16 protein-coding genes and 3 tRNA genes are annotated in these 19,604 nt (G+C 41.9%); 3 read left to right on the forward strand and 16 right to left on the reverse strand.

What is annotated here, in order from left to right; translation table 11 throughout:
* Window positions 1-78: 78 nt before the first annotated feature.
* The 16 genes from IEY42_RS00560 to orn form a co-directional block, all read right to left on the reverse strand.
* Window positions 79-777 carry a cytochrome c1 gene (locus IEY42_RS00560; protein WP_188923442.1) on the reverse strand — a complete coding sequence of 233 codons (699 nt, stop codon included), beginning with the start codon at window positions 775-777 and terminating at the stop codon, window positions 79-81.
* Window positions 777-1,991 (reverse strand): cytochrome b, encoded by a 1,215-nt coding sequence (locus IEY42_RS00565; protein WP_188920303.1) that lies wholly within the window; start codon window positions 1,989-1,991, stop codon window positions 777-779. The genes IEY42_RS00560 and IEY42_RS00565 overlap by 1 nt, the downstream gene beginning before the upstream one ends.
* The gene (petA, locus tag IEY42_RS00570) at window positions 1,991-2,581 is read right to left on the reverse strand and encodes a ubiquinol-cytochrome c reductase iron-sulfur subunit (protein WP_160052628.1); all 591 of its coding nucleotides are present in this window, start codon (window positions 2,579-2,581) and stop codon (window positions 1,991-1,993) included. Before petA ends, IEY42_RS00565 begins: the two co-directional genes overlap by 1 nt.
* Before the next feature lie 405 nt (window positions 2,582-2,986).
* The gene (gene hflC / locus IEY42_RS00575; RefSeq protein WP_188923443.1) at window positions 2,987-3,865 is read right to left on the reverse strand and encodes a protease modulator HflC; all 879 of its coding nucleotides are present in this window, start codon (window positions 3,863-3,865) and stop codon (window positions 2,987-2,989) included.
* A gap of 2 nt (window positions 3,866-3,867) precedes the next feature.
* Window positions 3,868-5,028: an FtsH protease activity modulator HflK gene (gene hflK, locus IEY42_RS00580; RefSeq protein WP_188923444.1), complete on the reverse strand. Its 1,161-nt coding sequence runs from the start codon at window positions 5,026-5,028 to the stop codon at window positions 3,868-3,870.
* Between the two features lie 33 nt (window positions 5,029-5,061).
* Window positions 5,062-6,369 carry a ribosome rescue GTPase HflX gene (gene hflX, locus IEY42_RS00585; protein WP_188923445.1) on the reverse strand — a complete coding sequence of 436 codons (1,308 nt, stop codon included), beginning with the start codon at window positions 6,367-6,369 and terminating at the stop codon, window positions 5,062-5,064.
* 19 nt (window positions 6,370-6,388) lie between these two features.
* Window positions 6,389-6,646: an RNA chaperone Hfq gene (hfq, locus tag IEY42_RS00590; RefSeq protein WP_188923446.1), complete on the reverse strand. Its 258-nt coding sequence runs from the start codon at window positions 6,644-6,646 to the stop codon at window positions 6,389-6,391.
* A gap of 82 nt (window positions 6,647-6,728) precedes the next feature.
* Window positions 6,729-7,655, reverse strand: coding sequence for a tRNA (adenosine(37)-N6)-dimethylallyltransferase MiaA (gene miaA / locus IEY42_RS00595; protein ID WP_188923447.1), 927 nt, complete (start codon window positions 7,653-7,655; stop codon window positions 6,729-6,731).
* Between the two features lies 1 nt (window position 7,656).
* Window positions 7,657-9,519: a DNA mismatch repair endonuclease MutL gene (gene mutL / locus IEY42_RS00600; protein ID WP_188923448.1), complete on the reverse strand. Its 1,863-nt coding sequence runs from the start codon at window positions 9,517-9,519 to the stop codon at window positions 7,657-7,659.
* A gap of 1 nt (window position 9,520) precedes the next feature.
* Complete coding sequence (locus IEY42_RS00605; protein WP_188923449.1) at window positions 9,521-10,852, reverse strand: N-acetylmuramoyl-L-alanine amidase; 1,332 nt, start codon at window positions 10,850-10,852, stop codon at window positions 9,521-9,523.
* Between the two features lie 2 nt (window positions 10,853-10,854).
* Entirely contained in the window at window positions 10,855-11,313 is a 459-nt protein-coding gene (gene tsaE / locus IEY42_RS00610; protein WP_188923450.1) for a tRNA (adenosine(37)-N6)-threonylcarbamoyltransferase complex ATPase subunit type 1 TsaE, read from the reverse strand.
* Window positions 11,314-11,485: 172 nt separating this feature from the next.
* Window positions 11,486-11,941, reverse strand: a complete 456-nt coding sequence (locus tag IEY42_RS00615; RefSeq protein ID WP_188923451.1) for a hypothetical protein — start codon at window positions 11,939-11,941, stop codon at window positions 11,486-11,488.
* An 852-nt stretch (window positions 11,942-12,793) separates the two neighbouring features.
* A tRNA-Gly gene (locus tag IEY42_RS00620) sits at window positions 12,794-12,869 on the reverse strand.
* Window positions 12,870-12,891: 22 nt separating this feature from the next.
* Window positions 12,892-12,967, reverse strand: a tRNA-Gly gene (locus tag IEY42_RS00625).
* A gap of 206 nt (window positions 12,968-13,173) precedes the next feature.
* Window positions 13,174-13,249, reverse strand: a tRNA-Gly gene (locus IEY42_RS00630).
* A 275-nt stretch (window positions 13,250-13,524) separates the two neighbouring features.
* A complete protein-coding gene (gene orn, locus IEY42_RS00635) occupies window positions 13,525-14,070 on the reverse strand; it encodes an oligoribonuclease (RefSeq protein ID WP_188923452.1) in 546 nt (181 codons plus the stop codon).
* Window positions 14,071-14,181: 111 nt separating this feature from the next.
* Here orn and rsgA point away from each other — a divergent pair, with 111 nt between their 5' ends.
* The 3 genes from rsgA (at window position 14,182) to IEY42_RS00650 (ending at window position 19,599) form a co-directional block, all read left to right on the forward strand.
* A complete protein-coding gene (rsgA, locus tag IEY42_RS00640) occupies window positions 14,182-15,240 on the forward strand; it encodes a small ribosomal subunit biogenesis GTPase RsgA (protein ID WP_188923453.1) in 1,059 nt (352 codons plus the stop codon).
* A gap of 53 nt (window positions 15,241-15,293) precedes the next feature.
* Window positions 15,294-16,175 carry an archaetidylserine decarboxylase gene (asd, locus tag IEY42_RS00645; protein WP_188923454.1) on the forward strand — a complete coding sequence of 294 codons (882 nt, stop codon included), beginning with the start codon at window positions 15,294-15,296 and terminating at the stop codon, window positions 16,173-16,175.
* A 217-nt stretch (window positions 16,176-16,392) separates the two neighbouring features.
* The gene (locus IEY42_RS00650) at window positions 16,393-19,599 is read left to right on the forward strand and encodes a mechanosensitive ion channel domain-containing protein (protein ID WP_188923455.1); all 3,207 of its coding nucleotides are present in this window, start codon (window positions 16,393-16,395) and stop codon (window positions 19,597-19,599) included.
* The last annotated feature ends 5 nt before the right edge of the window (window positions 19,600-19,604 follow it).

Consider the following 19,604-nt stretch of genomic DNA (forward strand, 5'->3'; position numbering starts at 1 on the left):
TAAAAAAAACAAAACAAACGAGGGGCTAAGCCCCCCGTTTACAATATGCGGATAATGTATAATAACCGTTATTGATAGCTAGTGTACATCTTTCCAGTACTCTTTCTTCAACAAATACGCAATGATGAAGAAAATAAACAAGAATCCAAGTACCCACATACCTAAAGCTTTACGCTCTAACTGTACAGGTTCAGCCGAGTAAACTAAGAAGCCCGTGATATCACGCACAGCTTGGTCATACTCTTCTGCAGTCAATTTGCCACCGGTAGTAACAAAAGTGCCATCGTCTTGTTTTACTGCAAGACCTTGTAAGTCTTGTAATACGTGTGGCATACCCACTAATGGGAACACTGTGTTGTTTACACCAAATGGACGAGTCTCATCAGCATAAAAACCTTTAAGATATGAATATACCCAGTCTTCACCACGTACACGAGCAACCAGGGTTAAATCTGGAGGCGCTGCACCAAACCATTTTGCTGCGTCAGCGGTAGGAATCGCGTTTTCCATTAAATCGCCGATTTTAGCATCGTTCAAAATGTATTTACTGCGCATATCATCAGTTGAAATACCGATATCTGCAGCAACACGCTCATAACGCTGATATTGAGTGCTGTGACAACCTGAACAGTATTGTTGGAATAAACCCAAACCACGTTCTAATGACGCTTTGTCATGTAAGTCAACGTTAGCGCTTTCTAAGTGAACATTATGTCCACTTGCTGCCATCGCCAAAGATGGCAACAAAGTAACTAATGCGATTAATAACTTTTTCATTAGTGTGTCACCCTCGTTGGTACTTCTTTTGTTTTCTCATTTTTACTGTAAACCCATAGGGCTACGAAGAAACCAAAGTAAGTGAAAGTGAAAATACGTGCCGCAATAGTCAGCTCAGGAGTCGCAGGAACCACACCTAAATAACCAAGAATAATGAACGACACAGTAAATTGTGCAATGTTGATCTTGTGGATCATGCTGCGATAGCGAATAGACTTCACTTTACAACGGTCAAGCCATGGCAGAATAAATAACACTGCAATAGACAGACCCATACCAATGACACCCAATAACTTATCAGGAATTGCACGTAAAATGGCATAGAAAGGTGTGAAGTACCAAACCGGTGCAATATGCTCAGGAGTCTTCATTGGGTTAGCCGCTTCAAAGTTTGGCTTTTCAAGGAAGTATCCACCGCCTTCAGGCATGAAGAACAACACATAACAAAACACGATTAAGAAGCCCGCTACACCCATAATATCTTTTACAGTGTAATAAGGGTGGAATGGAATACCATCAATAGGCCATCCGTTCTCATCTTTGTTCTTTTTAATCTCTACACCATCAGGGTTATTTGAGCCCACTTCATGCAGTGCAATTAAGTGTAAGAACACTAAAACAACTAATACAAGTGGCAGCGCAATAACGTGTAATGCGAAGAAACGGTTTAGGGTAGCACCCGAAATAACGTAGTCACCACGGATCCACAATGTAAGGTCATCACCAATAATAGGGATAGCACCAAACAAGGAGATAATTACCTGTGCGCCCCAGTAAGACATTTGACCCCAAGGTAATAGGTAACCCATGAATGCTTCAGCCATTAGCACAAGGAAAATCAACATACCAAACAGCCATAACAGCTCTCTTGGTTTTTGATAAGAACCGTAGATTAAGCCACGGAACATGTGCATATAGATGACAAAGAAAAACGCCGATGCCCCCGTAGAGTGCATATAACGAAGTAACCAGCCGTACTCAACATCACGCATGATGTATTCAACTGAAGCAAACGCGCCTTCAGCTGTAGGTACGTAATTCATGGTTAACCAAATACCCGTGAGTAATTGGTTAACTAAAACTAAAAGCGCCAATGAACCAAAGAAATACCAAAAGTTGAAGTTCTTTGGTGTCGCATATTGGCCCACATGACGGTTATAAGTGGCCGTCATTGGGATGCGCGCATCAATCCAATCAATAATGTTCTTAACCATTATGCCGCTCCTGTGTCTTCACCGATAAGCACGGTAGCGTCATCGACATATTTGTGTGGCGGGATCACGAGGTTCAATGGTGCTGGAACACCCTGGAACACACGACCGGCCATGTCAAATTTAGAACCGTGACAAGGACAGAAGAAACCAGATGTCACCCCTTCAACCTGCTCACCGAATGAATCAGGTAAATAAGTAGGCGAACAACCTAGGTGAGTACAGATACCAACTGCAATAAAGAATTCAGGCTTAATAGAACGTGCTGGGTTAGTAGCATATTCGGGTTGCTGCATTTCTTCAGAAGCAGGATCGCGTAATTGACCGTCTAGAGATTTAAGATTCTCTAGTACAGCTTCTGTACGACGAACGACCCAAACCGGTTTTCCGCGCCATTCGACACGAATTAACTGACCTGGTTCTACTTTACTAATATTTACTTCGACCGGCGCACCTGCAGCTTTCGCCTTGGCGCTCGGATTCCATGACTTGATGAAAGGAACCGCTACAGCGACGGCACCAGCACCACCTACTACGGCGGTTGCGGCTGTCAGGAATCTGCGACGTCCGGTATCGACTGGCGCATTGCTCATCCACTTATCTCCCAGAGGGTGTTGGAATTTTTATATTTCAATACTTTAGCGAACCACAACGGTGTCGCTAAAATCATAGTTTGATGCGGTGCTCATTATAGCGAAAAATTAGAGCCAGATCATAGTGAAAACACACATCTAAGTTGAGGATATTAACATTTTTTTCAAAAAGGCATATAAATCAGCGCCTTTTTAACAATCGAAACAAGGTTAACTCATGCAAAATAATTTTTTATTGCTATATCTAATCAACTACTTATATACGTTTTGCTGTAAAAACAGTCAAAACAAGCTGTTTATTCACGAAGAATAGCTTTTATTGAATGCAGAGTTTGAATTACAGATACAAAAAAGCTCGGGTTTAACCGAGCTTTTAAAGATTTGGTATCAGCGTGAGCTGGTTGCTTATTTACCGTTAGCTGATTTCATGTATTTGAAGAAATCACCTTCTGGTTCTAATACCATCACATCATTTTTGCCAGCAAAACTTTCTTTGTAGGCTTCTAAGCTGCGAAGGAAACTGTAGAACTCAGGTTCTTTGTTATAAGCATCAGCATAAATTTTCGCTGCCAGTGCATCACCTTCACCACGAGTGGTTAGGGCTTTACGCTCAGCTTCAGCTATTTTTACCGTAACGTTTGCATCAATCGTTGCACGGATAATTTCAGCTTGTTCTTTACCTTGTGCACGATGCTCTTTCGCCACAGCTTGACGCTCAGCCCGCATACGTTGGTAAATACTGTTACTGACGTTAGACGGTAAGTTAATCTGCTTAACTCGCACATCAACCACTTCAATACCTAAATTTTCAGCACTTTCAGAAGCGTTTTGTAATGCATCAGTTTGCAATTCATCACGTTTACCCGATACAATTTCTTTAATCGTACGGCGACCAAACTCGGTGCGTAAATCGTTGTTGATTTTAGCTTGTAATAAGCTTTCAGCATTGGCTTTAATACCACCGTTAGTTGAAAGATAATACTTTTCAAAATCATGAATACGCCACTTAACATACGAATCAACCATTAAGTCTTTCTTTTCAGAAGTCACAAAACGATCGGCTGCGCCATCAAGCGTTTGAATACGCGCATCTAAATAGCGTACTTTATCAACGACAGGTGTTTTGAAATGTAAGCCTGGAGCAAACACTTTAGTGACTTCGTCTTCTTTAAGGACTTTACCGAAACGAGACACTATTGCGCGCTCACCTTCGTTAACAACCATTAAAGATGAAAAACCAACCCCTAATACGACCACTAAAATGATCAGAGCAAATCTACCCATGGTTAGTTCCTCCCTTGGCGAATACGTTCTTCGCGGCTGAGACGCCCATCAGACGACGTACTGGTAATAGGTGTATTCACGCCAATGTTCGAAACAGAATTAATATGACGTTCAGCTTCTGGTTCAGCTACCTGACGCGAAGATTTAGACGCATCCATTAACTTATCTAGAGGCAAATACATCAAATTACCGTTATTTTTAGCATCAATTAACACTTTATTGGTGTCAGACATCACCACTTGCATCGCGTCTAAATATAAACGATTACGTGTTACGTCTGGTGCAGTATTATACTCAGGTAAAAGTTTTTCAAAGCGAGCCACTTTACCTTGTGCTTCTAACACTTCACGTTCTTTATAAGCGTTAGCTTGTTGCGCCATACGTTCAACTTGACCACGAGCTTTAGGTTCAATTTCACGAGCGTAAGCTTCTGCTTCACGAATAAAGCGCTGCTCATCTTCCTGTGCAGAGATAGCGTCATCAAACGCATCTTTTACTTCTTCAGGAGGACGTGCTGGCAAAAAGTTAACGTCACGAATTTGTAGGCCTAATTTATAAGGCTCAATAATACGCTCTAACTCTTTCCAAGTATCACGGCGAATCGCATCACGGCCAGTCGTTAAGATATCGTCCATGCGATTGTGACCAATCACATAACGTAACGCACTGTCGGTTGCTTCGCGTAAACTTTCATTCGCTTCTACAGCACTGAACAAGTATGAATAAGCGTCAGAAACACTGTACTGAACCACTAATTCCACTTTGACGACGTTTTCGTCAGATGTCAGCATGCTGCCTGATGCAGGAATTGAGCGAAACGACTCTACGTCTACGGTATACACTTCATCAATAAAAGTGGCTTTCCAGTGTAAACCAGAACTCACCTCACCGATGTGTTGACCAAAACGAAGTAGCACGCCGCGCTCAGCTTCTTTAACTGTATATAACCCAGATAAACCCCAAATAATTAGGGCTATAACGGCTATTACAATCAATAAAGATGAATTAAATGGTTGGCCAGATGCGGAGTTACCGCCTTTGCCACCAAAACGTTTTGATAAATTACGAAAAACTTCGTCGAGATCCGGTGGTCCTTTATCGTTACCACCTTTATTTCCCCAAGGGTCTTTATTACCCTTGTTACCGGGCTCATTCCAAGCCATTTAGCACTCCATAATTGGATGAAATAAATGAGATTAACAAGTGACGTCTACTTCTGAAGGTTCAAAAATAAATGCCTCTAATTCCCCCTGACTCTGTTTAGCTAATCGGCGCCAATCGGCATCCGATAAACGAACAGATAAAATACAGTTCCCCAGATCGTCATAGTCTTTCTGCTGTATCGCATCCAGTCGATAAAACTGGCCAAGATAATGTCCTGCTGATGCAGGTATTTTCAATGTAAGCTCACAAATCACCTCACCGAAAAGTTCGGTTATGGCTTTGAGCAGCAAATCAAATCCAATGCGTTTTTGTGCAGAGACCCATACACGTTCAGGTTTTCCGTCTTCGTTATAATCAATACGAGGCGTAAAATCTTCAAGCAAATCAATTTTGTTACATACAACTAATTGTGTGATTTCATCAGCGTCAATTTCTTCCAGTACACTTTGCACTTGGTCAAAATTTTCAGTCATGTTTTCATCGGCACAATCAACCACGTGCAATAATATCTCTGCTTGTCGGGTTTCTTGCAATGTGGCTTTAAACGCAGCCACTAAGTCATGCGGTAAATGACGAATAAATCCTACGGTGTCCGCTAAAATCACGGCGCCGTCTGGTAGCGCTAATTTACGTAAAGTCGGGTCTAGAGTCGCAAACAACTGGTCTGCCGCATAAACTTCAGATGAGGTTAACGCATTAAACAATGTCGATTTACCGGCGTTGGTGTAACCCACTAACGACACAGTGGCTAAATCGCTGCGCTTACGCGCTCGACGGCTTTGTTCACGTTGTTTGTCTACTTTCTCAAGCCGGCGATTAATATTTTTAATTCGCCCACGTAATAACCGACGATCCGTTTCAAGCTGGGTTTCACCCGGCCCGCGCATCCCGATACCACCTTTTTGTCTCTCTAAGTGAGTCCAACCACGAATTAGGCGTGTTGACATGTGGCGCAATTGCGCTAGCTCCACCTGCAACTTACCCTCATGAGTTCTTGCTCGCTGAGCAAAAATATCAAGAATTAGTGTGGTTCGATCTAGTACTCGACACTGACAAACCATTTCAAGATTACGTTCTTGAGCAGGGCTCAAAGCGTGATTAAAAATCACTACATTGGCTTCAGTGGCCGCAACCATCGCAGCAAGTTCTTCAGCCTTACCGGTACCAATAAAAAACTTACGGTCCGGTGAGCGTCGACTGCCAGTAATGACCCCTACAGAGCGAGCACCAGCAGACTCAACTAATAACTGCAACTCAAGTAAATCTTCTCGACGTTCTTCGTCAGAAAAGTCGATATGAACCAGTACCGCTGTTTCACCCGCTTCATAACGATCAAACAAAAAGTATCTTCCTTTTCAATTATTCAGCTGCGCTGTCTTCACCATGAGCAGCGCCCTGATGACTAGTGACATTAAATGGGCGCGCTGGTACTACTGTTGAAATAGCATGCTTGTAAACCATTTGGCTCACTGTATTTTTAAGTAGGATGACAAATTGATCAAACGATTCAACTTGGCCCTGTAACTTAATACCATTCACTAAATAGATAGAGACTGGTACACGCTCTCGACGCAATGCGTTCAAAAATGGGTCTTGTAAAGATTGCCCCTTAGCCATTTCAATTTCCTTTTTTATTTTAAAATATGTTGAATTAAGTTTTATTGTTTAGTTTTAGTATTATACAGCAACGGCTAATAAGCTAGCGGCTTTGTCGCATAAGCGTAACTAAATTCCCTTCTACACCACTTTCAAGCCACTGTAAATCAGGCCAGCTCCTCAACCATGTTAATTGACGTTTGGCCAATTGCCTAGTGGCTGCGGTAGCTTTTTCGACCATAGTCGCATGATCAAATTCATTATCAAGGTACTGCCAACACTGCCTGTAACCTACACAGCGCATCGATGGCATATCTAAATGTAAATCACCACGAGCTTTTAACGTAGCAACTTCATCGATAAACCCTTGTTCAAGCATGATGTTAAAACGCCTTGCAATTAACTCATGTAACACTTTTCTATCATTGGGTGCAATCGCAAATTGCACAACATCATATGGCAAAGCGGCTGATTTTGTTTGCGTCAACTCAGTCATTGTCTTGCCGCTGATGCGATAAACTTCCAATGCCCGCGATAAACGCTGCGGATCGTTTGGGTGAATTCGTTGTCCGGCGACCGGATCAATTTCACATAACTCTTGGTGTAATGATTCCCACCCTTGCGCTTCTGCCTGCAACAAAATCTGTTTTCTTATGGTCTCGTTGGCACTGGGCAAAGGCGATAAACCATCTAACAATGCCTTAAAATACATCATAGTACCACCCACAAGAAGTGGTGTTTTACCTCGGGCAATAATATCTTCTATTGCTGCGAGGGCATCTCGACGAAAATCTGCGGCAGAATAACTTTCGCTAGGGTCAAGAATATCAATCAAGCGATGTGGTGCAATGGCTAATTCTTGTGCTGTTGGCTTTGCAGAGCCTACATTCATACCGCGATAAATTAACGCTGAATCAACTGAAATAATTTCGCAATTATGTTGCGTTGCCATATCGATGGCTAATGCCGTTTTGCCTGAAGCCGTAGGCCCCATCAAAAATATCACTTTCGGCCTGTTGATATTGTTCACGTTAATTATCTTTCATCCAAGTTTGCCAAGGTAATTCAGTTGCCTGAGCATAAATAGTTTGTTGCTTTGCCTCATCTAAACAACAAAATTGCTGCCAAATGGTTTGAGCTGACTCAAATTGCACCAAACTTTGTTTAGCTAACCATCCTGCAATGGCAATATCGTTAGGCAACTCTAATGCAATCCAATGTAGCAACTCAGGGATTACAATTGCCAATTGGCTTTCCCTCAAATATGGGGGCACTTTTTTAATTATCAACTGCTGATAGCGAATTGTTAGTTCAATACCGATTTGCCGCAATAATTGATCACGATTAGATAAGATTTCATTCCAATCAGGATCAGCCGTAATAGACACTGGCATTAATAAAGGTTGCGACACTAACCCATTAGCTAATTTAGCCAACACTTCAGCCTTACGCACTGCAAGCAATACCGTTTTAAACGGCAAAAGTGATAACTTGTCGTCTTGGCAAATCACCCAATGCGCTGCATCTAATAACGGCGGCATGCAAACTTGCGCGCTCACCTCATTAAGTTGTGTCTCTCTACTTTCTGGCTGCGTATGTAACAATTGGCCATAACTCTCAATGGCCGTTTTAGTGACACCGGATTGAGCAGGCATCGCAGGCTTTGTATCATAACTAGGCTTAATTGCAGCTGAAGATCCCCCAAACGAGCTATTGTTTTTGCCCGGCACATGCATTGAGCCATATTGGCTGCTGCTATTGACCGCACGAGCTTGAGGGGGTGGGGTCCACAAATCATTATTTAAGGCTACAGAGTCATCTTGCTGAACGTTATTATCAACAGGAGGATGAGACTCAGCATAGCTCACATTAGCCTCTGACTGATCTGAAAAGCTTAACTCAGGCATTTGCACTAATGCAGATTGTATTGCCTGTAATATAAAATCATGTACGTAACGAGATTGGTGAAACCTCACCTCATGTTTGGCAGGATGCACATTAACATCCACTTGATGTGGGTCTAGCATCAGCATCAACACATAGCCAGGTTGATGGTCTATGCCATGTTCGGCAAAAGCTTGTTTTACCGCATGATTAACTAATCTGTCACGCACTAAACGACCATTTACATAAAAAAAGCTCGTATCTGTTAATACGATATCGTTTGGTGATTGCAAATAGCCACTTAAGGATAAGCCATCATGTTCACAGTTAATACTTAACGCTTGCTCCGCAAATGCGCGGCCACAAATTTGCGCTAAACGTTGCTGTGTTTGGATATCTGTATTGGCTGGACGATATTGACGGACTAATTTGCCATTATGGGTCAAAGCAAAATGTATATCGCTACGCACGATGGCGATGCGCTTTAGCCACTCATCAATATGGGTAAATTCAGTTTTATCACTTTTTAAAAACCGGCGTCTCGCGGGCGTGTTAAAGAACAAATCGACCACTTCAATCGTCGACCCTTGCGGGTGAGCCGCTGGGGTCACTTTAACGTCCATTTGTGAGCCTTCAGCATACGCTTGCCAGGCTTCAGACTGTTCAGCGGTCTTAGAGGTGAGCGTTAGACGCGATACCGAACTGATACTGGCAAGCGCTTCACCACGAAATCCAAAGCTCAAAATAGCCTCTAGGTCGTCTAAGCTGTGTACTTTTGATGTAGCATGACGAGACAACGCAAGTGCAAGTTCATCTTTGGCGATGCCCATGCCATTATCACGAATCCGAATAAGCTTACTGCCGCCTTTATCGATATCAATCTCAACCCGGGTCGCGCCTGCATCTAAACTGTTTTCCACTAACTCTTTGACCACAGAAGCTGGGCGCTCAACAACCTCGCCTGCGGCGATTTGGTTTGCCAGTTGTGGTGGTAACAGCTCAATTGCCATATTAAGCCCTTGGGATCACAAGTGTTTGACCGATACGAACAACATCAGATTTTAAGTTGTTGGCTTGTTTAAGGCTTCTGACCGATACGCTATAACGTTGGGCAATAACCGACAGTGACTCACCTCGCTTAACACTGTGTTTAGTGTTTGAGGTTTTAGCCATCAGCGTGTCAGCCGGTGCGTTATTTTCGAAATAACGCAACACACCTTTGTAAATGGCACTTGCCAATTTTTCTTGATGGTTACCGTTAGACAATAAACGCTCTTCGCCTGGGTTTGAAATAAAGCCGGTTTCAACCAAGATGGATGGAATGTCAGGTGACTTTAGCACAGCAAAGCTTGCCGATTCTGGTTTGCGTTTGTGCAAATGAGTAATTGAATCTAAGTCGCGTAATATGTCACCAGCAACAGAATGACTAATTGCCATTGAGCTGTTCATCGACATATCTAGCAACGTCATTGCTAGATATTGCTCGCTGTCGGTATTTTGAATAATTTCACCCGCACCACCTAGTAGCTCAGAATGTTTTTCTTTTTGCTCTAACCAACGACCAATTTCACTGTTTGCACGGCGCATCGACAAAACCCACACCGATGCTCCACGGGGTTGCGGTGAGGTAAATGCATCAGCATGAATGGATATCAATAAGTCGGCTTTGCTGTTACGCGCCAGCTCTGAACGTTTATTTAAATTAACAAAATAGTCACCCGTGCGAGTCATCACCGAGCGCATACCGGGTGTACCATCGACTTTACGGGCTAAACGTTTCGCTATTTCGAGCACGACTCGCTTTTCGTGCATCCCTGACGGCCCAATTGATCCAGGATCTTCGCCACCATGACCGGCATCAATCGCCACGATAATATTTCGAGAAGACGGATTTGCAGAACGACTCACCGACTGTTGCACACTAGATGACCCGCCTGCAGTATCTTCTAAATCGACCACTAAACGATTGCCATAAGGTGCTGTGGGAGGAAGGGTAAACAGATTGGATTTAACAGGCTTGGTTAAATCCATCACTAAGCGCAACATGCCTTTTTTAGGCGGTGTACTAAAACGGATTTTTTTAATTATTTTGCTGTTATTAGCAATTTTATCTAGGTTGATTTTTGCGCCGGTGTCTTGAATGTCGACCACTAACCGATGCGGACCAGTCAAACTAAAACTATCATATTTGGGGGCTTGAGTGAGGTCAAATACCACTCGAGTGGATTCGGGGGCAGCCCAAATACGCACACTGTCGAGTTGATTTGCAGCCCAAGCAAACGTGGGCTGCAAACATAGCAGCATGATAAAAACAGGCGTAAAAAACGTATTTTTTAAAGTCATTATTATTTTAATTTATCAATTATTGCCTGCCCTGCAGGGGTTAAGGCGTTTAATTCAACTTGTCTTTGAGATTCTTTATAGCGTAAATGCAAATGAATGTCAGCCTCAGGCAATAGGCCATGACCATTATTTGGCCACTCGACTAAACAAATGCTGTTGTTAGTAAAGTAATCACGAATGCCCATAAACTCTAATTCTTCTGGATCACTTAAGCGGTACAAGTCAAAATGAAACACATCCATATCATCAAACTCATAAGGCTCAACCAAGGTATAAGTTGGACTTTTAACCGCCCCTTTATGGCCTAAGCTTTGAATAATCCCTCGACTAAATGTTGTTTTACCTGCCCCTAAGTCACCGGTAAGGTATAAGGTTAATGGCGGCACCATCCACTGCGCAATTTGTTGTCCAAGCGCCACAGTAGCTTGTTCATTTTCAAGGGTTTTAAGCAGCGATGTCATCGGTAAATTCAGCTTCCGTAAAAAAGGGGTACAAGAATGCTAAATATACCAGAAGTTGAACCGGAACTCCCACTGTTATGGCGGTTATTTTTTGTTAATAAAAAAAGCCAGCTATTGGGGATAGCTGGCAAAATACACTTCAGGAAGTCAATGCTAAGTTGAGAATTACTCGTTAAATGTCATCCATACGAATTGTGCTATGAACTAAGCGTTTTTGCTGAGTTTGCGCAACGCGAACTAAATCCATTAATGCACTCTTAATTTCTTCTGTTGGGCTGCTAATAGCGGTTTTTTCGAGTAACGCAATCAAACGGTTTTCTAAGTCGAGATGCAATTCAAGTACTTCATCTTCATGCATGTTCGCGGGCAGCGTTGTTTCTGCACAGCGTTTGCTAAAATCTTCGAATGTAACGTCTTTATACCAGGTATTTAAAATTCTTGATGGTGCATCTTCGATGTAACTTTCTAGCGTTTCATAAATATGTCTCTGATGTTGTTGAAAATAATTTAACATCATCTTCACTCTTGAAGAGTCTGCATTACGATCTAAGCGTTTATAAAGCTTCTCCATATCGAGATGACATTTCGCTACATAATCAAGTAATTCGCTCAGTTGTTGAATCCGCATAATACACACCTCGTTTAAAGCCCTAACAACTTAGGAAAATTTATCTTGAGTTGATTATCAAAGATCGTGAGCGGGAATTACTTGCGCAATGTCATGTTTTTAATCCTCTAACACCTTCTAATTTAGAGATTCATGAAGAAGTGAGTGATAGATCACGAGTTTTGTTAACTTCTCTCAGGTTTTTTAACATCCAGATCTGAAAATAGCGACAAAAATACACTCAAAGTTGAAAAGCCGCCGGTATTGTTCAAGTTTTAAACGCTAAATGACCTCAATATCTTAATAAAATATGTAAAATTTAGGTTAATTGACGATCAGAATTTGGAGTGAATATATGCGACACAAAAAGATAATTAAACTAATGGTAGTTAGCATTGAGGATTTTGAAGGAATGAGTTTGAAACGAGAAGATTGATTTGGAGTGACCTTCTTTAACAAAGAGTGGTTAGAACCGATGACCTATACCTTGGTAAACAAAAAGGTATCGCATTTTCTAAGAGCGCAACTGAGCTAATGTCGCAACTCGTAAAATTTAATAACTTTCAAGCTGGAGATTTTAGAGTTTAGGTTTTGGGGTTTTGAAGCAATAAAAGTTTTTTTGTAACAAGAAAGGTGATTTGGAGCGACCTTCTTTTAACAAAGAGTGGTTCGAACCGATGATCTATACCTTAGTAAACAAAAAGGTATCGCATTTTCTAAGAGCGCAACTGAGCTAATGTCGCAACTCGTAAAATTTAATAACTTTCAAGCTGGAGATTTTAGAGTTGGGGTTTTGGGGTTTTGGGGTTTTGGGGTTTTGGGGTTTTGGGGTTTTGAAGCAATAAAAGTTTTTTTGTAACAAGAAAGGTGATTTGGAGCGACATATCGGGTTCGAACCGATGACCTATACCTTGGCAAGGTATCGCTCTACCAACTGAGCTAATGTCGCAAATCAAATAACATTTGTAATTTGGAGCGACATATCGGGTTCGAACCGATGACCTATACCTTGGCAAGGTATCGCTCTACCAACTGAGCTAATGTCGCGTACTGTTTGCTTCATTTGTAACAATCAGCAAGGTATCGTCTTTCAACCTGTGCCAACTGAGCTAATGTCGCATTTCAAATTACTTGAAATTTTGAGCGAACTTTCTTTTTAATAAAAAGAGGTTCGAACCGATGACGTTGTTATCTCTTTTAGCTTGGCAAGGTATCGCTTTACCAACTGAGCCTAGCTCGCATCATCTGAAATTTGGAGCGACATATCGGGTTCGAACCGATGACCTATACCTTGGCAAGGTATCGCTCTACCAACTGAGCTAATGTCGCGTACTGTTTGCTTCATTTGTAACAATCAACAAGGTATCGCCTTTCAACCTGTGCCAACTGAGCTAATGTCGCGTACTGTTTGCTTCATTTGTAACAATCAACAAGGTATCGTCTTTCAACCTATGCCAACTGAGCTAATGACGCATTTCAAATTTTCAAATTTCATTTCGACTTTCTATGATTCAGAGTTTGGTGCTCTGTAGAAAGTTGAGGCCGCATTATAGGTAAATTTTACTATGCTGCAACCCCCTTTTTTAAAAAAATTGTTCGATTGGTTAAATTTTAAATACTTCTTTGCGATAAAACTGCAATTCTGCGATCGACTCTTTAATATCTTCGAGTGCTTGGTGAGTATTTTTCTTGCTAAAGCCATTCATGGTTTCAGGGTTCCAACGACGCACTAATTCCTTAATGGTGCTTACATCGATGTTGCGATAATGGAAGTACTCTTCAAGTTCTAACATGTATTTATTTAAAAAGCGGCGGTCTTGGCCGATGCTGTTGCCACACATTGGCGAAGCACCTTTAGGCACATATTGAGCTAAAAACTCAATTGTTTGCCTAATTGCATCTTCCTCTGAGCATTGACTGGCACGAACACGGTCAATTAAACCCGATTCACCATGATGCTTTTGATTCCAATCATCCATTGTGGCCAACACTTCGTCAGTTTGATAAATTGCTAAAACAGGACCTTGAGCAATAATATTCAGTTCTTGATCAGTCACTAAGGTTGCAATTTCAATGACTCTATCGACAGCAGGTTCTAAACCAGTCATTTCTAAATCAACCCAAATTAGGTTATTCGCATCAGCAGCCATTATGTCGCCTTATATTGTCTATCGCCTAAATTCAGGCTTTTTTATAAAAGAGTGTGTATCATACTGTTTTTTTGAGACACAAAAAAACACCTATTTAATGAAGATAAGCCTGTGAGTAAAAAGAAACCACTAAGCCAAGGTCAATTACGCCGAATGCGTGCGAATCAGACTAAGCGACTAAAACGAAGCGATGCTAACGACGCTCCTGAATTACAGGACAATTTATTAGGTCCTGAGCAATCGGGGGTCGTAATTTCGCGTTTTGGCCAACACGCCGATATTGAAACAATCGACGGCACAGTGTCGCGCTGTAATATTCGTCGAGCGGTAACCAGTTTAGTTACTGGCGATAACGTTATCGTTCGCTTAGCCACTGAAGTGCAAGCTAGTTCGAGTATTGGTGGTATTGTTGAAGCTGTCCACCCGCGTAAATCATCACTCACTCGACCAGACTTGTATGATGGCGTTAAAATTATTGCCGCCAACATAGATCAAATATTGATCGTGTCATCAGTACTCCCCAGTTTTACAACACAAATTATCGATCGCTACCTTGTTGCCAGTGAAGATACCGATATTCCACCGATCATTATTTTAAATAAAATCGATTTATTAAATGATGATAACCGCGATGACATAGAACAAGCGCTTGCGCGTTATCAGGCCATTGGGTACCCAGTTTACCGTGTCAGTAGCCATACGGGTGAAGGCGTAGAAGACATAAAAGCCTTGCTTAACGAAAAAGTCAGCGTATTTGCAGGTCAATCCGGAGTAGGCAAGTCATCACTGATAAATGCGTTAATGCCTGAAGCAGACTTATTAATAGGGGGTGTATCAGACAACTCAGGATTAGGTCAGCACACCACCACCACTGCAAAATTACTTCATTTTCAAAGTGGCGGCGATTTAATTGACTCACCAGGTGTTCGAGAATTTGCGCTATGGCATTTAGATGCCACTCGAGTAGGTTGGTGCTTTATTGAATTTAGAGATTTTTTAGGAACCTGCAAGTTCCGCGACTGTAAACACGGTGACGATCCTGGTTGTGCTCTGCGTGAAGCACTCGAAGCCGGACACATTACCCAAGATAGATTTAACAACTATCATCGTATTATTGCCAGTTTAGATGAGCAACGTCATGCGAGACATTTTCGCGCAATTGATGAATAATACAATGACTGAACCCTACATATGGTTCAACCAGAGAATATAAAGGAAACACATTGGACTCGATAAAAATTGCTTTGCAATACATGCTGCCCAAACATTTTCTGTCGCGTTTAGTCGGCAAGTTTGCTGCTGCAGAAGTGGGCGCCATTACAACGGCTGCGATTAAATGGTTTATCAAACAGTACAAAATTGATATGTCTGAAGCCAAACAGCCTGAACCAGAAGCCTATAAAACCTTTAATGACTTTTTTACCCGAGCTTTAAAGCCAGAGCTTCGCCCAATTAATCAAGATGCGCATATTATGGCCCATCCAGTTGATGGTGCAGTAAGCCAGTGCGGGCCAATTGAGGCTGGTAATATTTTTCAAGCCAAAGGCCACAGCTACACCTCAGAAGCGCTACTAGGTGGCAATAAAGACGATGCTGCACGTTTTGATGGCGGAGACTTTGCGACCATTTACCTCGCACCAAAAGATTATCACCGTATTCATATGCCCATCACTGGTACCTTGTCTAAAATGACCTATGTGCCTGGTGAGTTATTTTCGGTTAATCCGTTAACGGCTCAGAATGTGCCGGGATTATTTGCCCGTAACGAGCGCGTAGTGGCCATTTTTGAAACAGAATCAGGTCCACTTGCAATGGTACTTGTTGGGGCAACTATTGTAGCCAGTATTGAAACCATTTGGGCCGGTACGGTTACACCACCAGGTGGCAAACAAGTCTTTAGCTGGGATTACCCAACCACAGGTCCTGAAGCATTAACCTTAGAAAAAGGCGCAGAAATGGGTCGCTTTAAACTGGGCAGCACAGTGGTAATGTTATTTGAACAAGATGCAATTGAAACATTTGCCGACGGCGTTGAGCCTGGCGAAACAACGCGTATGGGGCAAGTGTTTGCAAAGCTTAATCTGCCAGTAAAAGACGCAGAGTAGGCTAAAACAACCACCTAAAAAGCTGTAAGTTAACAAGCTCAATAAAGCCGTATTTTTATTAAGATACGGCTTTTTTTATGTGCAATACATAACATGATTATAATTCATCTGATTTACCATAAAAGCGTTAAGCTAAAGCCCCTAAAGATTCAAAAAAAATAGAATATAATTCATTAAGTTTGCTACCATTAGTCTATTCCAACTTGAGCTTAGTGATATGTTACGTCTAGCGTATTTTGTACTGTGTGTAATTGTGTTTTCTTGTTTGTTGGCACCCGCTTATGCCAATACACCTATCACGCTCGACAAACGACTGGGGCTTAATAATCAAGCTGATAATAAGCCGCTCGATATTCAAACTCAAATTACAGAGCTTGAAGGCAGTATTACTGAGTTACAAGTTGAGCAGCAAACCTACACTAATATTGAACACTCTAATAATGAAGCCAAGTTGTCACTCAACCAACAGTTACGTGATGCACAAAAACCGTTAGCACTTGATGAAGAAATCAACCTTAACCAACAAGCTTCAATGGCTTATTTTCACTTGTCTGAGCTCAAAGAAACCGAGTCATACTTAACGCAACAAATAAGACAGATTTCCCAACGCCAAACCCAACTACCGACATTAATTGCCCAGGCTGAAAATGCGTTAATCCAGCATAATAAAACCCAGCAAGCACCGTTGGAAACCCCGTTAGGCAAACGCAATAAGCTCCAGGCTGGCTTATTAAGCCAACATATTGCCACGCTCCAAGCTGAGCGTTTAGCTAATCCTAAGCAACTTGAAATAGTGCAATTACAACAGCAAGTTAATCGCTTAAATTTAAGCCAACAAGAAAGTTTTATCGAACTTATTAATAAGCAAAATCTTGAATATCGCCAACAGCAAACGGCCGACACCATTGCCAATAACTTAATCGATGAGCAAGAGCTAGCCGACCCGTTGTCTCAAGAGTTAAGTCAGTCAAATCAGCAATATGCACAACAATTGCAAACCTTAACGAGTAACCACAGCTCAGTGGTTGAGAGACAACAGCGAATAGAGAAACGTTATCAGTCTCAAAATGCGCAATTAGCCAACGTGCTAGAACAAATCACCTGGGTTAAAACAAACTCAGCGTTTGGCGATCGCTTTTTACAAATGCTGCAGTCATTACCTAAGCCACCGAGTTTAGACAAACTGCAAACAGAACTGGCTGATGCCCGATTACAGCGCTATCAGTTAGAACAACAGCAAGCACTCAACACACAACAGCTAGATAACAGCCAACTCTTTAACGAAACCCAAGTTAAATTGTTACAGTCGCAACAAGTATTAATTGAGCAATTACTGCAGGGATATGATCAATATTTAGCTGAATTTGCAAAATTACGGATTGGCTACGAGCAACTCAACCAATTACATAACACCCTTAAAAATACCCTTAACGAACATCTTTTTTGGGTACCTAATGCACCAGGTATTGGAGGGTTATGGCTTATAGATCTTACCCAAAGTACGATTTGGTTGGTGCAACCTAGTCAACTCGAAGCATTGCAACAAACATGGACAAGTCAGAGCTTTTATTGGGCTTGGTGGATTATTTTGTTGTTGTCATGCTTAATGGCTCAAGACATGCTAACGCCAAAATTTAATAGCGCCATCAGTCGTTATTCTGTGTATGTCGGTAATGTGACCCAAGATAAATTCAAATACACCATTAAAACGCTCATCATCAGCCTGCTTTACGCCCTGATAAAGCCCTTACCAGTGATTGTCGCTGGAATGATATTTTGCCGCTCCGAGCAAAATGTGGTTTATGCGTTAGGAATGGGCGTCACCTCGATAGGGGTTAGTTATCTTATTTATCGATTCTTTTACTTGCTCACAATTGATAAAGGCATTCTAATTAGCCATTTCAGACGACCTAAAAACATCGTGAATAAAGCACAAAAAATCATGGTGTCGTTTGTGGTTATCTCTGCGCCACTCATCGGGTTAATGGGCTTTACCGAAGCGCTAGAAACATCATTAGTGCGTAACAGTATAGGCCGTGGCGCCTTCATCATATTTTGTATTATATTGTTTATGCTATATAAAAACATGATGGTGTTGATTGAGGAATATCGTAAAAATAAACCCAATGCCAATAACTTAGTCATAGTGCAAAAGACGGCCTGGGCGATATTAATCGTCACGCCAATATTAAGCGCATTACTCGCGAGTGTTGGTTATTACTTTACTGCGTTCCAATTGCTGTTGCAGTTACAAATATCCGTCCTATTAGGGCTTGGCTTTATTCTTATCTATCAATTAATCAAACGCTGGATGTTAATTGAGCGACGTTTAATTGCGTTCGACCGTGCAAAAGCCAAACGTGCTGAGCGACTTGCACAGCGTGAAAGAGGTGAATTAAACAATGAGCCTATCGAAACCTACGAAGAGCCCATTGTTGATTTAGAAACCATCTCGAGTCAGTCATTAGGTTTAATGAGGTCTATCCTTTTTCTGGCTTTCTTTGCCAGTTTATTGGGTGTGTTGGCACAAACTCATACCGCCGTGTTCTCTTTTTTAGATGGCATTACTTTATGGACAACCACCAGCACCTTAAATGGCATTGAGCAACAACTGCCCATTACCCTAAAATCGATTATGTTTGGCATTATTCTCGTCGGCTTTTCAGCGGTGATTGCCAAAAACCTACCTGGTTTACTTGAGTTAATGCTATTACAGCGCCTCGAGCTTGCTCCGGGTACCAGCTTTGCCATTACCACAGTGAGCAGCTACTTGGTGTTGTTTTTTGGTATGTTATTTGGTTTTTCAACCTTGGGGATGGAATGGTCTAAATTGCAGTGGCTAGTCGCTGCCCTCTCGGTTGGTTTGGGTTTTGGTTTACAAGAAATTTTTGCCAACTTTATCTCTGGTCTGATTATTTTATTTGAAAAACCCATCCGCATTGGCGACACGGTAACCATTCGCGATCTCACTGGTACGGTGAGTAAAATTCAAATTCGTGCTACCACGATTGTCGACTGGGACCGCAAAGAAATTATCGTGCCTAATAAAGCCTTTATTACCGAGCAATTAGTTAACTGGTCGCTGTCTGATCCTATTACCCGAGTCATTGTTAAAGTGTCAGTGTCGCGCGATGCCGACCCTACCAAAGTTGAAATGCTGCTTCATCAAGCGGTGCGTGAATGCGACTTGTCATTAGCAATCCCTGAGCCTGAAGTCTGGTTTGCTGGTTTTGGTGCTCATACTCAAGATTATGAAGTACGCTCTTATGCCAAAGACATGTCTGCACGCTGGCCGTTACGCCATAACCTGCATAAGCGTATTACTAAAAAATTAAAAGAAAACAACGTTGAACTTGCTTATCCACAAATGGAAGTTCACCTCAAAAATAATCAAAAAGAATCACAGGTTCTGTTCAAAGGCTAACTGAA

Origin of the sequence: Shewanella algicola, from assembly GCF_014648035.1 — a bacterium.
Classification (GTDB): domain Bacteria; phylum Pseudomonadota; class Gammaproteobacteria; order Enterobacterales; family Shewanellaceae; genus Shewanella; species Shewanella algicola.

Bases quoted from the DNA above. Each gene is read 5' to 3' on its own strand.
- hflK (WP_188923444.1), bottom strand. From the start codon at position 5,028: ATGGCTTGGAATGAGCCCGGTAACAAGGGTAATAAAGACCCTTGGGGA.
- tsaE (WP_188923450.1), bottom strand. From the start codon at position 11,313: ATGACATCGCTGCTTAAAACCCTTGAAAATGAACAAGCTACTGTGGCG.
- IEY42_RS00650 (WP_188923455.1), top strand. From the start codon at position 16,393: ATGTTACGTCTAGCGTATTTTGTACTGTGTGTAATTGTGTTTTCTTGT.
- IEY42_RS00615 (WP_188923451.1), bottom strand. From the start codon at position 11,941: ATGCGGATTCAACAACTGAGCGAATTACTTGATTATGTAGCGAAATGT.
- IEY42_RS00605 (WP_188923449.1), bottom strand. From the start codon at position 10,852: ATGACTTTAAAAAATACGTTTTTTACGCCTGTTTTTATCATGCTGCTA.
- IEY42_RS00565 (WP_188920303.1), bottom strand. From the start codon at position 1,991: ATGGTTAAGAACATTATTGATTGGATTGATGCGCGCATCCCAATGACG.
- IEY42_RS00560 (WP_188923442.1), bottom strand. From the start codon at position 777: ATGAAAAAGTTATTAATCGCATTAGTTACTTTGTTGCCATCTTTGGCG.
- mutL (WP_188923448.1), bottom strand. From the start codon at position 9,519: ATGGCAATTGAGCTGTTACCACCACAACTGGCAAACCAAATCGCCGCA.
- orn (WP_188923452.1), bottom strand. From the start codon at position 14,070: ATGGCTGCTGATGCGAATAACCTAATTTGGGTTGATTTAGAAATGACT.
- hflC (WP_188923443.1), bottom strand. From the start codon at position 3,865: ATGGGTAGATTTGCTCTGATCATTTTAGTGGTCGTATTAGGGGTTGGT.
- hfq (WP_188923446.1), bottom strand. From the start codon at position 6,646: ATGGCTAAGGGGCAATCTTTACAAGACCCATTTTTGAACGCATTGCGT.
- petA (WP_160052628.1), bottom strand. From the start codon at position 2,581: ATGAGCAATGCGCCAGTCGATACCGGACGTCGCAGATTCCTGACAGCC.